This window comes from Prevotella sp. E13-17 (assembly GCF_022024035.1).
GTDB lineage: Bacteria > Bacteroidota > Bacteroidia > Bacteroidales > Bacteroidaceae > Prevotella.
In genome coordinates, this window is the sequence record NZ_CP091787.1 from 706,144 (window position 1) to 721,854 (window position 15,711).

7 protein-coding genes are annotated in these 15,711 nt (G+C 47.9%); 3 read left to right on the plus strand and 4 right to left on the minus strand.

All coding sequences use genetic code 11. The features are described 5' to 3' along the window. Positions 1-18: 18 nt before the first annotated feature. The 4 genes from L6472_RS02500 to L6472_RS02515 are packed head-to-tail and all read right to left on the minus strand — an operon-like array spanning position 19 to position 9,948. Positions 19-1,665, minus strand: coding sequence for a RagB/SusD family nutrient uptake outer membrane protein (locus tag L6472_RS02500; protein WP_237806873.1), 1,647 nt, complete (start codon positions 1,663-1,665; stop codon positions 19-21). A 27-nt stretch (positions 1,666-1,692) separates the two neighbouring features. Next, a complete protein-coding gene (locus tag L6472_RS02505) occupies positions 1,693-4,533 on the minus strand; it encodes a SusC/RagA family TonB-linked outer membrane protein (RefSeq protein WP_237806874.1) in 2,841 nt (946 codons plus the stop codon). A gap of 48 nt (positions 4,534-4,581) precedes the next feature. Continuing rightward, complete coding sequence (locus L6472_RS02510) at positions 4,582-6,681, minus strand: RagB/SusD family nutrient uptake outer membrane protein (RefSeq protein ID WP_237806876.1); 2,100 nt, start codon at positions 6,679-6,681, stop codon at positions 4,582-4,584. 36 nt (positions 6,682-6,717) lie between these two features. After that, complete coding sequence (locus tag L6472_RS02515; protein ID WP_237806878.1) at positions 6,718-9,948, minus strand: TonB-dependent receptor; 3,231 nt, start codon at positions 9,946-9,948, stop codon at positions 6,718-6,720. 191 nt (positions 9,949-10,139) lie between these two features. Between L6472_RS02515 and L6472_RS02520 the strand changes: the two genes are divergently transcribed. From L6472_RS02520 to L6472_RS02530, 3 genes are all read left to right on the plus strand, one after another. Beyond that, positions 10,140-10,820: an SGNH/GDSL hydrolase family protein gene (locus tag L6472_RS02520; RefSeq protein WP_237806880.1), complete on the plus strand. Its 681-nt coding sequence runs from the start codon at positions 10,140-10,142 to the stop codon at positions 10,818-10,820. A gap of 76 nt (positions 10,821-10,896) precedes the next feature. Next, complete coding sequence (locus L6472_RS02525) at positions 10,897-12,408, plus strand: substrate-binding domain-containing protein (protein ID WP_237806882.1); 1,512 nt, start codon at positions 10,897-10,899, stop codon at positions 12,406-12,408. Positions 12,409-12,568: 160 nt separating this feature from the next. Beyond that, complete coding sequence (locus L6472_RS02530) at positions 12,569-15,688, plus strand: TonB-dependent receptor (RefSeq protein WP_237806884.1); 3,120 nt, start codon at positions 12,569-12,571, stop codon at positions 15,686-15,688. The last annotated feature ends 23 nt before the right edge of the window (positions 15,689-15,711 follow it).

Genomic DNA, 15,711 nt, shown 5'->3' on the forward strand with positions numbered 1-15,711 from the left:
CTGTAACCCCAGGATGTGTTACCATCCTGGGTTTTGTTTCAGTGCGCCACCTGACTTCAATATCTCGCTCTGGGCGATGGGGAAGAAGTACATCTTGTCGTCCCAGTACTTACGAGAGTTGCTGTCGGTGATTACTTGTTCGTCAAATGTGTCCTCTCCAGTCTTGGTGATGCGCACACTCTTGATAGTACGATACTTGATGTCGCCAGCCTTTTTCCAACGACGCAGGTCGAAGAAACGATGTCCCTCGAAAGCAAGTTCTACAAAACGTTCGTTCTCGAGTTTCTCGGCAAACTGTTCTTTACTCAACCCATCAGCAATATTACCTATCTTTGCACGGGTACGTACAACGTTGATGGCTTGTGCAGCAGTCATCGAAAGACCCGTTGCAGTTGTGTAGGCATCATCTGTGTAGTTAAGCATTGCCTCAGCATAGTTCAGGTAGAACTCTGCCAAACGGAAGGTCACCCAGTGATGACGCTCGGTGGTAGCACCGCTGGCGCCAATGGTCAAACTCTTGTTGACATACTTCTTCAGATAGTAGCCAGTTGGCGTTGCATAGGCAATGGGCTGTCCGTTGGCACCACCAATGAAGGTTTCCAATGTGGCATTGGGCCACTGATCGCCATTCTTGGCAATGGTTGCTTCTTTACGGATGTCACCATCCTCGTAGGCTTCAAAAAGGTTCTGGGTAGGACAGTTGCCACCTCCAGCATTCTCCAATCCAATGGGGAAGTTGTACTTCTCAAAACTATTGGTAGATGAAACCACACGACGCACAAAGATGCACTCTTCGGTGTTGGTCCAGTTGTCCTTCTGGAACAGACTTGCATAGTCTGCGGTGAGTTTCATGCCACGACTCTTACACTCATCAATGACTTCTTTGTTGGCAAGGGCAGCCTGATGCCAGCGCTCTTTGTCGTTGCTGGGATTGAACAAAGGGCTTGCGTAGTAGAGGGCGGCACGAGCTTTCAGAGCAAGAACGGCGAGGTTATTAACTCGGCCTGTCTCATTCTTGTTTTTTAGCTGCATGTTGCCAAGGTTTGAATAGTCCTTCACAATGAGGTCTTTGATATCGTCGCATTCGCTGATGATGTAATCGAAAATCTCATCGGAAGACTTACGTGGCTGCACGTTTGCCTCGTTAGCATCCATGACGGTGGTAATCAGGGGCACACCACCAAACATGCGTACCAAAGTGAAGTAGTAGTAAGCACGCAGGAAACGGGCCTCGTACTGAAGGTTCTTGTATTGTGCCAACTCCTGTTTGTAGTCAACGTCGGTCAGATATTCCTCAAACTCCTCGTCCTTAAACTTGTCCAAATACAGGTTGGCATAGCTGATACCACGCCAGCATTTGGTCCATGTTGAACCATCATTATTGTCTGATGCACTCCAACCACCATTGTAGAACTTCTCGATGGCGTTGCCGGCATGGCTATACACGGCCTCGTCGGTAGCAGAAGCCAGCATCGCGCCACTATAGTTGCCAAAGTCTGTGTCCAGATCGTTGTAGGCCGACGTCACAAGACCAGCAGCGCGGCCGAACGTCTTCTTTACGTAGTCCTCATCATAAACGCTATACTCCTTGTAGTCCATCTTGTCGCCACATGAAGCGAGTGCGACAACTACTGCGGCGAGGCTCAGAATATTCTTGATTTTCATATCCTTCTTGTTTTTTGGTTATTGATGTTAAAGAGTAACAGAAACACCGAAAGCTACACTGCGTGTAAGAGGTGTTGTTGCGCTGTAGGCAGCAGCATCGACCTCATCGAGATGATCGAAAGTGAAGAGGTCAACACCACGCAGATATACCTTGGCACCATTAATGTACTTGGTCTTGGCCAGCAACTGCTTGGGTACGTTGTAGTAGAACTCAATGTTGCGCAGCTTCAGATAAGAACGGTCGCGCAGCCAGAAATCACTGGTCTGATAGTTGTTGGCATTGCTTTCAGAACTCAAGCGAGGATATTTGGCATTGGCATTGTTGTTCTCCTGGCTCCAGCGGTTGTCGTAAACCTGCTGGGCAAGGCTGCTGTTGCCAACAAGTCCCCAGTAGTAACCAGTTGTGTTGAGCATGGCAGAGAAGCGACCTACGCCCTGGAACATCATGTCAAGGCCGAAGTTCTTGTATTCAGCTCCGAGATGGAAGCTATAGTACAACTCTGGTGCGGTAACGCTGTAGCCCATACGAACCTTATCGTTGGCATCAATCACATTGTCGCCATTAACATCTTTGTAGCGGATATCACCAGGACGTACGGTGGTGAACGTCTGACGGGGAGCAGCATCAATCTCTTCCTGACTGGTGAAGATGCCCTCAGAAACAAGTCCGTAGATAGAGTTGAGAGGATTGCCAGTCTGAACAAGGTTGTCGTAAGCACGTAGCTCTTCTGCCATATCCTTAATCTTGCTCTTTGCCAGTGTCATGTTGCCACCGATGTTGAGTGTGACGTCTCCAAACTGGTGGGTATAGTCGATAGATGCATCGAAACCGTGCTGGTTGACAACACCCTGGTTGACGTAGGGAGTACCGAAACCAATCAAGGCTGTGTAGGCACCGGCACCAGAGCACCAGATGTCGTAACGATGATTGAAGAAGTAGTCAAACTCCACGTTCAGACCCTTGAAGAGCGTAGCATCGAAGCCAACATTGAACTTGGTGGCCTTCTCGTGGCTGGGGTTGACTGTAGCCATGGTGCCGAGTGTTGTGGTACCATAAAGATCTTGTGCGGCTGTTGCATCTACGAAATAGTAGGCAGATGCACCGCTGATAGAATAGCTCTGCGTGTAGTAGGTCCAGATGTTGTCACCAGGGAGGTAGTCGGCATTCAGTTTGCCGATAGAGGCTCGCAGCTTCAGGAAATCAATCCACTTGATGTCTTTCATGAAGTTCTCCTTTGAGATGACCCATGCTGCAGAGAGGGTAGGGGCAAAAGCCCACTTAGTGTTTGGAGCCAGGCGGCTTGAACCACTATAGGATAAAGCCAACTCAGCGATATACTTCTGTTTGTAGGCATAGTGCGACCACCAAGAATAGTTCTGACGGTAGATAATGTTGTTATTACCATTCAGGTGCTGATAGTCGTAGTCCCACTTCAGCTGGCTATATACATAGTGGTCGTCGAAAGTGCGGTCGAAATTGACACCGCCGGCAGCAGTCAGACGGCGAGCAAAAGCACGGGTAGCAGCAACCTGAGCCATTTCGGTACGTTCACCACCTGTGAAGTAGTCGCCCAATACGGGCTCGCCAGCATTCCAGCCAGTCACGGGATAGCTTCCATAGACGTAGCCCTTGCTGTGATTCTCGTAAAGCGTTGAGTAGGTATCATAGCCTAGCTTCAGGAAGAAACCTAAGCCCTTAACCCAGCTGGACAAATCCTGTGTGAGAGTTATGTCTGCGAAAAGTCCACGCTCATGAATCTTAAAGTAAGCAGCGTCGGTTGTTAAAGCCACGGGATTCAGAGTACCTGCCCATGTTGAATTACCACCCCAGTCGCCTGTTTCGCTCTTGATGGGGAAGGCTGCAGATGGCAAATTGTAGATGTTGCTCCAAGGTGTTGCTTCATTGCCAGGCTGTGAATTCTCGCTGAGCAAACCAGAGATATTGGCTTTCAACATTGTGGTTGGTGTCAGGTCGATATCCAAATTGATGCGCAGGTTACCGCGTACGTACTTATCCTGAGTAGAATAACCGCTGGTAGCATCAGGTGTCTTGATGAAACCTTTATCAGAAAGCAGGTTCAAGGCGGTGTAGTAGCGGAAACGCTCGCCACCACCTGTAAAGTCAATGCCCACTTTGTTGGTGACGCCATGATGACGGAAGGTCTCATCTACCCAATTCACGTTGGGGTATTGGTAAGGATATTGTCCATTTTGGAACGCTGCCATAGCCTCCTGGCTATAGCGTGCATATTCGCCTTTGCCCTCGTTGAACAGAGCCTCGTTCATGGCTGCTGCATAGGTAGGACCATCAATGAACTTAGGACGGTCGGTCTGATAGTTAATCAGGTGGTCGTAGTGTACAGACATCTCATTGGAGTTGTATTTACCACGCTTGGTGGTGATGAGAATAGCACCGTTGATACCTTTATAACCATAGAGCGCAGTGGCTGCAGCATCCTTCAGGATGGTAACATTCTCAACATCTTCGGGGGTTACAACCGAAATCTCGCGCTCAACACCATCGACCAGAATCAGTGGCGTGCTGGTGCTGAGACTCTGTAGGCCACGAACATAGAACGTAGGATTCTTGGCAAAGTAAGAGCCTGTGCCATCGAGCGAAACCAGACCATTGCCTTGGCCCAGGATAGAGTTGCCGATATTCTTGGCGGAACGCTTATCCACATTGTCGCGTGTAATGACAGAGGCTGACGATGTAGATTGCTCACGGCTGAACGTCTTTTCTGCTCCCACATCGATGCTCTGCTGGACAAAAGTGTTGCCTTTTTGCGCTATGCTGTCTTTCTGTGCTGCTGCTGGCAGGCTGAGGCCTGCAAGCAGTGAGAGCACGAATATATTTTTTCTATTCATAGTTTCTTAATTCTTAATTCTTAATTCTTAATTTTTCACTCAAGAATTTTACCAGCCAGGGTTCTGAATGAGACCGTAGCCCTTGTTTATCTCAGTGATTGGCAGTGGGAAGAGGAACCACTTCTTAACTTTAAGATCGTTTGGATCCATGTCCCACATCACACGGCGACGATTCTGCAGGGTGAACTTCTCATATTTGAAGTGGTCGGGTTCAGCCAAGCCATTATCCTTGTCTGTACCAATGTATGGGTTGTAGTTGGGAAGCCACTCGCCCATAACGTTCTGCAGACGGGTAATCTTCATGCCATGCAGTTCTTTACACATCCAATCGGTGCGCTTGTAACGAATCATGTCATAGTAGCGGTTGTTGCTCATGCCCAACTCGCAAGCACGTTCTCGAAGAATTTCTTCGATGAGCTTGCTCTTGTCGGTGGTCAGCGTGTTGTCAAATTTCTCCATGGGGTCAAGACCTACACGAGCACGCACTCTGTTCACACAGTTGAGTGCAGCAGTCAAATCGCCTGTCTGGGCCAGTGCTTCTGCCCACATGAGCAGCATTTCGTCGTAGCTCAGATATACCCAGTGCATAAACTTACGGTGATACTCCTCACCCAAGTAGTACTTCATGGTACCGAAACCGGTAGAATATCTGAATGTCAGCTGTTCGACAATGGTACCATCGGTTTTAGCGATGCTTTGACCTACATTGTTGCCACCAGTCCACAACTCATAGATGTCGCCAGAAGACTTGCCTGAGTTCCAGTCAAGTGTCATGGGCTGACCATTGACAATAGCATTCTCGTAAAGACGTGGGTCGCGGATGGCATATTTCTGGATAGTCTTCTTACCTGACTTCTGTGGAGGACTGAAGAATAGCTGACCATCAGGCTTAACCGTCTGGTTGGCGTTATTCTTGATTGCATATGTCGGAGCTACAGGAGCACTGGCAGCATCGTCCCACTTGAAAGGTTCGCCATTTGCCCATGGGAACATCTCAACATACTCGACAGTAGGACAGTAAGAGTTTCGACCGATGCCAACCCAGTTCCACCATGCATAGGTGCCCTGTGTGCCATAGATGGTAGCTACGCGGGTAGAGTGGATTACTTCCTTGCTACCTTGATATATGTATCCCATACGATAGGCCTGACGATAAGCATCGGCACTATTCTCTGTGGGTTGGTTCAACTCATAAAACGCGCCGCCTGTACCCAGCGTTTCGCTATTGGGGTTGGCTTCACCGTTGGCTGCAAAGAATTCGCGGCATGCCTGCTCAGCGCGAGTCCAGCGGGCAGGATCGTAGTTGCCATACCATACCAGATGCTCTTTCTCTGCCTCAGAGTTACCTCCATAGTAACCCTCGTTGTCGTTGAACAGAGGTGATGCAGCGAAAACCAGAATCTTAGCTTTCAAAGCCAGTGCACCTGCCTTCGTCCAGCGACCAGTATTGTTGTAGGCATCAGTGTCTTTGGTGTCTCCGTCCCATGCCCAACGCAGGTCGGGAGCAGCTTCATCGAGCAGGTTAACCATGTAGTTAACGGTTTCTTCGACCGTAGCGCGTTTCAGATGAGAGTAGTCACCCTCTGTGCCTGAGTAAACCTTGTCAATGATAGGCAGACCTCCGTAAACACTGAAAAGGTCGAAATAACGTGCAGCTATCAGACACTTGGCTTCTGCAATATAGCTTTTCTTGTCGGCCTCTGCCAATCCGGGAACTCGATCGATGTTTTCAAGAAGCAGGTAGGCTTGACGAACAGCAGCCCACACCTTGTCATTAATAAAAGAAATTAATGGATCGTCGTTGGCAGACAGCGTGTTGCTATAATAAGAATTGAAGATGGCTGTACCATTCCAGTGAATCTGGTAACAGTCTGTCAGTGCATCCAACTTACCCCAGTAGTGATTCTGACTGGTTGGCAGACCAGAAGCATTCGAGAATGGCAGTCCATAGTACTGCATGCCGTAGATACCTGTCAGAAACTGTCGGGTGTATTCGGCACTATTAAATACTGTGTCGATGGTGACAGTTCCGCCTGGCGCTTTTTCTACAAAGCTATCGCCCACTTTTACATCATCGGTACATGCGGTGAATGCTGCACCAGAGACCAATGCCATTGCGGAGGCGTAAATGATATGTTGAAGTTTCATATTGTATTCTTCTTTATATGTTAAACAGTAACACCATTAGAATCCGAGCTTAAGGCTCGCTGTGTATGTACGCTGCAATGGATAAGAGGGCGCATTGCTGGCGCGTGTTTCAGGATCACCCCAGATGTAGGGTGAGAATGTCAGCAGGTTATAGCCACTGAGGGCCAGCTGCATCTGGTTCAGACCAAGTGATTTCATGAATGGAAAATGGAAATCGTAGGCCAACTGGATGGTCTTCACACGCAGGTACTTGGCATCCTTCTCGTAGAGCGTGCATTCTGCATAGTTCTGAAGTGCGTTATTCCATGTGGCACGGGGATATTCAGCACTCTGTGATGGATTGTCAACGGTCCATGTGTGGTCGAGATGGTATTTCAGCAGACCACCATCGGTGTTAGTGCTGGCTGCCTGGAATGGACGACGGAATACATCGGAGATGAGACGGCTAACGTTCCAAGCACCGGTCAGCTGAGTGTTAAATGACCATTCTTTGTATTGGAAACCAAGGGTTAAACCTGCGATGTATTCTGGATCGTCAGTATAGGCATTACCACGGAACATATCGTTACCGTCAATCTTACCATCCTTGTTGAGGTCAACAAATATAGCGTCACCAGGCATTAGTTTTCCTACCATCTGCTCAGGGAAAGCTGAACCGAATTGTGCTTCGTAATCGGCTTCGGCACCCTCATAGTAGAACTTCCAGAATTTGTACAAAGGGCGTGAACCAATGCGGTTGCCGCGTTCATACATGTAGTCATAGGCCTTTGGAGCTTCCTTTCTTTCGATAATCTCGTTTTGGTTGTAAGAAACGTTGAACTTAGCCCAGTAACGGAAGTCGCTGCCAATCTTGTCCTGCCAGTTGAGTGATGCTTCCCAACCCCAGCTGTTTACCTCACCGAGGTTGCTAAATGGAACGGTGAAGCCGAGGATACTGGGAGCTGTCTGGTCCTGCAGCAAAATGTCTTTACGTTTTTCGCGATAGATATCGAATACGCCACGCAGACGGTCGTTGAGGAAATTTACATCAATACCGTAGTCCTGCTTGAAGGCCGTTTCCCAAGAAACGTCAGGGTTGTTCTTGGTTGCTTCTACAGCGCCCTTCGCAACGGTACCATTCTCTACACCGAAGTCGTAAGCATAAGGATTGGTGTCTTTACCAATACGTTCTGCAAGTGCAGTGGTATTAACAAAGTATGGATCGGGGATATACATGAATCGGCTGCCACCAATCTTATCATTACCTACGAGACCCCAAGAAGCACGCAACTTAACGAAACTGAATACCTTCTTAAGGGGCTTGAAGAAGGGCTCATCGCTAATCACCCAACCTACAGAACCTGCAGGGAAGGTACCAAAGCGCTTGCCGGGAGCGAAGTTCTCAGAACCGTTGTAACCAATATTGAACTCAGCAATATAGCGGTTGTTCCAGTCGTAGGTTACACGACCTACCAGACCTACGTAAGTACGTGGTATATCAAGATAAGTACCGCTAATATAGTAGTCCTTACTTTGGTTGTATAGGGCAAGGGCAGAAATGGTGTGCAGACCGAAGGCACGGCTGTAGTTTACAGAACCTTCCATATACCAGTTACGACCCGGACGGCCGCTTATATCTGTTGAGTATAATGGAAGTGTGGGTTCTATATTCTTACGATATAAGATGGTTTCACCATCAGCCTGAAGAATAGGTGTGTAGGTTGCAATTTCAGCTGTGGTGGTGCGACGTGAAGTGAAGCTGCTGCTATAAGAGCCTTTGATTTTGGCAGATAGTCCTTTGGTAATAAAATCCAACTTCTGATCCAAAATCAAGTCGAAACTCAATTTGTTGTTGTTGTCATGCCAACCACCAGGCTGATAGGCGTAGTAGGTCATTGGAGAGCTACCTAAAAATGGCAACATGTTTGCAGGATTCTGCTCGAAGTTTAGGTTGTCAGTGGGCGAGACGGAGTTAACAATATAACGACCATCAACGATTCCGGGGCTCACAAAAGGAGTGGCCTGATAGATAGCCTTAATCATACCGCCAGATCCTTGACCTGTACGTGGAGAATCCTTATCGTCAACCTTACCAGAAACATTGACACTCAGCAAGGTCGTCTTTGTGACGTTCAAGTCGATGTTGGCACGGTAGTTGAAACGCTGATACTGATAACCAAAGTCGTAGTCAGCATCAAATTGCTTGAACAGACCGTCTTGTGTGAACATACCGGCAGAAATGAAGTATCGAACTTTCTTGTTACCGCCAGATATATTAATATTGTGTTGCTGCTGGAGCGTTACATCTTTCATGATGTAGTCTGCCCAGTTCATGCTTGGGAAACGAATGGGGTCGCTTCCATCACGGAACTTGTTGATGACATAGTCGCTGAATGGTGCTGCAAATGGCTTGGCTGGATCTGGGGTGTAGTCGTTGTATGCCATCTGGTTGTAGAAGTTGGCATACTCATAAGAGTTAGCCAACTCAATCATCTTGGTGGGAGTCATGGCTGAGAAAGAGGCGTTAGCCGTAATCTTTGCCTTTCCTTCAACACCACGCTTAGTGGTGATCAAGATAACACCGTTGGCACCACGTACACCGAATACAGCTGTAGCAGAAGCGTCCTTCAGTACGGTGATGCTCTCAATTTCGTTGGGGTCGATGTCCCACATCTCACGTTCAACACCGTCCACCTGAATAAGGGGGTTGGCATCTACCCATGTAGCTTTACCACGAACGAAGATGCTGGCAGCATCACTACCAGGCTCACCTGAGTACTGGACCGTGGTCACACCTGAAAGCTGACCAGCCAGCACGTTGTTGACAGATGATACAGGTGTGCGAACCAAGTCTTCGGCCTTCACTGAAGAAAGGGCACCCGTGACGGTCACCTTCTTCTGAACACCGTAGGCGACAACCTCAACGCCTTTCAGCATGGTCGATTCTTCTTCGATGACCACCTTCATGCCGTTAGCGGCTTTCACGGTGGCCTCTTTGAAGCCTACATAAGAAATCTTTAACTGGGTACCTGGGGCTACGTTCAAAACGAAGTTACCGTCGAAGTCGGTTACGGTACCTTGAACAGTTTTGCCACCTACGATGACAACGCTGGCGCCAATAATTGGCTCACCTTGACTATCCACAACCGTACCTTTGATCTGGCTCTTCTGTTGCTGAACAGCTGCATTAACAGCCTGCCATCCTAACATGGGGGGAGTGAAAAGCATCATTGCGCAAGTCAAAGCACAAGGCATGATAGTCTTCTTGATGGAAGTTAGTTTGATCATAAATTATTATGTTAGTAATATCTGCTTAGAGAATTAGTTTGGTGCAAATATAGACATTATTTTATATCCATAAAAACGAAAAAGCCATTTTTTTTTAATTTTAGCTAATTTTTGTGGTAAAAAATCAATTTTCAAAGTTTTTTGATTAAGTTTGCATTTGCAAATCAATTCCTAAACAAACGGTAAAAACAATGAAACGGTTATTCTTATTTGTTCTTCTCACTGTGGGGAGTGTTCTGACTATAGCTGCACAGGAGAGTCTGGCAGGAAAGCGTATTGGTATCTTGGGCGACAGCTATGTGCGCAACCATCGTGAGCCTATTGAAAATACTTGGCATTATAAGTTTGCTAAGCGGCATGGAATGCAGTACTTTAACTATGGGCGCAACGGCAACTGTGTTTCTATCGACCTGAAACAGTGGGGTAGGGCGATGGTTAATAGATATCAGGAGATGGACGACTCGCTTGATTATGTGGTGGTTATTGCTGGTCATAACGATGCGGCACGTTTGGATAGTATAGGTGCAGATTTGTTTAGAGAAAAACTGACAGAATTATGCGATGGACTGATTGAACGCTATCCACGTGCGCAACTGTTTTTCTTTACCCCATGGATGCGAGCCGACCATGATGTGAATGCGCATAACTTCGAAGTCGTGGTAGATTGTATTCTGCAGGTTTGTGCTTCGCGTTCTATCCCTGTTTTTGATGCTTACCACCATGGTAATATATATGCGCAGAGTGACCACTTTCGTGATCTCTTCTTCCAGAATGGGCGTCGTGATAAGGCTCATCTCAATGCCAAGGGGCATGATCGCTTTCTGCCAATAGCCGAACATTTCATCATGCAGTATATCTCATTAGATAAATAACGCGACGATTTCTTGGGCATTATGTTTTTTTTATTTATTTTTGCAAATCAAACGCTGTGTTAATGTACGTTGATAGATGAAGAAGCTATTTTGGACTTTTATCTGTTTTGCTCTTTTCCTGGTATCATGTACTGAGCGCCAAGCCAAATATCGTATTGGCATTTCTCAGTGCTCGGAAGATATCTGGCGCGACAAACAGAATTATGAACTTCGGATGGGAACCTATTTCCATAATAATGTGGAACTGAAGTTTGCCGCAGCTCATGATAACGATGAGCGTCAGGTACAACAAATTGATAGTCTGGTGAACGAGGGCATCGATCTCTTGATAGTGGCTCCAAATCAGGTGCAGACCATTTCTCCTGCCATAGACCGCACTTTTGATAAGGGCATCCCGGTCATCGTGTCTGAACGAAAGACTAATTCTCGGAAATATACCGCCTTTATTGGTGCAGATAACTATGAGATGGGGCGAGTGATGGGTGAGTACATCATTTCTTGTCTTCATGGTCGTGGCACCGTTTTGGAAATCAAAGGACTAGAAGGTTCTTCGCCTGCTATCGAACGCCACAATGGTTTTATTGATGCTTTGAAAAACGCACCACAGATTAAACTGGTGGCATCGCTGCAAGGAGACTGGACTGAAAACACTGGTTATGAGACCACCCGTCAGTGGCTGGCCAACCATCAAGACGAACATGTGGATTTAGTGTTCGGAGCCAACGACCGCACAGCGATGGGGGCACGAAAAGCATTGGGCAATGGCGTGCGCTATTGTGGTATAGATGGTCTTCAGGGCGAAGGCGGCGGCATCCAGCTGGTTCGCGATTCTTTGTTGGAAGCCTCTTATATCTATCCCACTCATGGCGATCAGTTGATTGACCTGGCAGTGAAGATACTCGAGGGCCAGCCCTATGAAAAAGAGACTATGATGATGTCAGCTCTTGTGACGCGCGATAATGCCAAGGTACTATTGATGCAGAACGAAGAACTGATGCGACAAACACATCGGCTGGACCAAATACATCAAAAAGCAGACTCGTACTTGCGAGAGCTCAACACCCAATATGTCATTAATTGGTTAGCTGCAGGTGTGATTGTCTTGTTGTTGGTGGTTATTGTGTTGTCTTATCTGCAGCATCTGCGCAAGTTGGCTATCCAGCGCGAACGTGTTACGAACACCATCTGGAATATGGAGCCCATCACTTCTGTTGAAGAACAGCAGACGCACGAGGATGTGGACAAAGAGGAAGAAACAAATGCCAGTCCTGTCGAAGGGACGTTCATCTCTCATTTTCGTGAAGTGGTGGAAACCCGACTCGGTGATAGCGACCTGAGTGTTGATGACTTGGCCTCTGCTATGAACCTCAGTCGTGTTCAACTCTATCGCAAGGTGAAGGCTATGACAGGTTCTTCGCCCGTAGAACTGCTTCGCACCGCACGTTTGAATCGTGCCTATCAGATTCTGCTCACTACAGACAAGAGTGTCAGTGAGGTAGCCTATGCTGTTGGTTTCACGGCTCCTTCTTACTTTACCAAATGTTTCAAAGAAGCCTATGGCATGGTGCCAGGCGATGTCAGGAAGTAATTCGCTGAAATATTAAATATCGTTCATTCCGTCGCAAAAATGTTACATTGCAACAATTTTTGGGTGGCATGAACGATATTTTCAATCTGTAGCTACTAATAATATATACTTTTGTCGAAAATTCATTTTAACAAGAGTATTAACTAAAAACTGAAAGCTAATGAAACAAGCAAAACGAGTGTTTTTGAGTTTCCTGACCCTGCTGTTTTGTACGGTGATGCATGCACAGTCAACAGTTTCGGGAACGGTGGTCGATGAAACTGGTGAAACAGTCATCGGTGCCACTGTTAAGGAAAAAGGCACAGCAAATGGTACTGTGACCAACTTTGACGGTGAGTTCACGCTGAAGGTGGATGCTGGCAAGGTCCTCGTGGTCACCTACATCGGTTATCAACCGCAGGAGATGCCGGCCAAGAACGGCATGCGTGTGGAGTTGAAGCCCGACAATCAGGTGTTGCAGGAAGTAGTGGTGACGGGTTACACTACTCAGCGCAAGATTGATCTGACAGGTGCTGTCTCGACTGTGAATATTGGCGAACTGGCCAAGCAGAACGAGAACAACCCCATGAAAGCCCTGCAGGGTCGTGTGCCAGGTATGAACATTAGTGCCGATGGTAATCCATCAGGAGCCGCCACGGTACGTATCCGTGGTTTGGGTACGCTGAACAACAATGATCCTTTATATATTATAGATGGTGTGCCCACCAAGTCGGGCATGCACGAGCTGAACGGCAATGATATCGAGTCTATTCAGGTTCTGAAGGATGCCGCTTCGGCTTCTATCTATGGTTCGCGCGCTGCCAATGGTGTGATTATCATCACGACCAAGCGCGGTAAGGAAGGAAAGGTGAGAGTAGATTTTGACGGTAGTGTCGCTGCTTCTTTCTACGCTCATAAGATTGAGACCCTCAATGCCCGCCAGTTTGGTCAGGCACTTTGGCAGGCAAACATCAACGATGGCAAGAATCCCAATAATAATATTGTGGGCTATAACTTTGACTGGGGATACGATCAGAACGGTCATCCGCAGCTCTATGGCGTGACCATGGACAACTATCTGGACACCAACGGCACACTGCACGCTGGCGACACCGACTGGTTTGACGAGGTCACTCGCACAGGCATCGTTCAGCAGTACAACCTCTCTGTCAGCAGTGGCTCCGAGAAGGGTAACTCGTTCTTCTCTATGGGCTATTACGATAATAAAGGTACGATCAAAGAGTCAGAGTTCAGTCGTCTGTCGGCACGTGCCAATACCGAATATAAGTTGCTGGATGACATTGTAACGATCGGTGAGAACTTTACCCTGAACCGCACCAAGGGAACCGATGCTCCTGGCGATATTCTCAGAAACGCCTTGCAGTTCAGTCCCAATTTCCCCATCTATGCTGAAAATGGTGAGTATGCTCAGCCCGTGGGAGCATTCCCAGAGCGTGAGAATCCCCTGAGTATGCTTTCAAGAACGAAAGACAACGAATATACGATGTGGCGTATCTTTGGTGATGCCCACATCAGCATTACGCCGTTTAAGAACTTCATGATTCGTTCTACCGTCGGCTTGGACTACAGTCAGAAGCAACAGCGCAATTTCCAGTATCCCGTGGCTAATGGTAAGATTGCCAACTCCGAGACCGCTGCCGAGATGCGTCAGGAGCATGCCCAGCGCTGGATGTGGAATGCCATTGCTACTTATAATTTGGAGATTGGCAAGCATCGTGCAGATGCCATGATTGGTACAGAGTTGAACCGCACGGACGACAACTGGAGTAATGCCCGTCGCTATGGCATGGCAGTACTCACTACCGATTATATGTGGCCCACAGCAGGCTCTGGTCGTCAGGTGGCCGAAGGCTCAGGCGGTGGCTTCTCGCTGGTTTCTTTCTTTGGAAAAGCCAACTACACCTATAATGATACTTACATGGCATCTTTCACCCTGCGTCGTGATGGTTCAAGCCGTTTTGGTAAGAACAACCGATACGGTACCTTCCCATCAGCATCAGCTGGTTGGCGTATCACTCAAGAGAAATTCATGGAAGGCACCAGAAGTTGGCTCGATGATTTGAAGGTACGTTATTCTTGGGGTATGACTGGTAACCAGGAAATCTCGAATACAGCCCGATTCACCATGTATGCACCCGTCGTTACCACCGAGTTGTGGAATGGTGAGGCCCCTGCCGGCACCGTTTACGACATCACCGGTAGCAATGGTGGCACCAACCTCCCCAGTGGTTATATCCGCAAGCAAATTGGCAACGAGGATATCAAATGGGAGACAACCATGCAGCACAACCTTGGTTTTGATTTCTCACTTCTCAACAGAGATATTTACGGCAGCTTTGACTGGTTCTACAAGAAGACCACCGACATCCTCGTCGAGATGAAAGGACTTGGCACACAGGGTGAAGGTTCTTCGCAGTGGATCAATGCCGGCGAGGTGAAGAACGTAGGTTGGGAGTTCTCGTTGGGCTATCGTCATAAACTGGCCAACGGCTTCTCTTGGGACATCACAGGAAACATCAGTAAGTACACCAACGAAGTAACGAAACTGCCAGAGACCGTCGCTGCTGCCGGTACCTACGGTGGCAATGGCGTGTTCAGCATCATCGGTCACCCCATGTATTCAGAGGTTGGCTATGTGGCAGACGGTTTGTTCCGCACGCAGGAAGAAATCAACAACCACGCCTCTCAGGAAGCTGCCGGACTGGGCCGTATTCGCTATCTCGATGTGGTTAAGGACGGCACTATCAACGAGAGCGACCAGGCATGGATCTACGACCCCACACCCGACTTTACCTGGGGTCTGAACATCTATCTGCAGTATAAGGATTGGGACCTGTCCATGTTCTGGCAGGGCGTTCAGGGCGTCGATGTCAACTGCTACGACTATAAGACCCAGACCGATTTCTGGACCAATACTTATGATAAGGTGAACCTTCCCTATTTGAATAAGGGCACCCGAGTTCTTGACGCATGGAGCCCTGCCAATCCTGGTAGCGATATCCCTGCGCTGAGCACCAGAGATGTTGCCAACGAAGGCCGCCTGTCTTCATATTACATTGAGGATGGCTCATTTGCTAAGCTTCGTACCATTCAGTTGGGCTACAACCTGCCCAAGTCTCTTGTCAACAAGTTGAAGATGGAACGTGTACGTCTTTATGCTTCAGCCCAGAACCTGCTGACCATCAAGAGCAGCAAGTTCACGGGTGTCGATCCTGAGAATCCTGGCTTCGGCTATCCAATCCCTCTCAACCTCACATTCGGCATGAATGTATCGTTTTAATTGATAACAGACAATCGAAATAT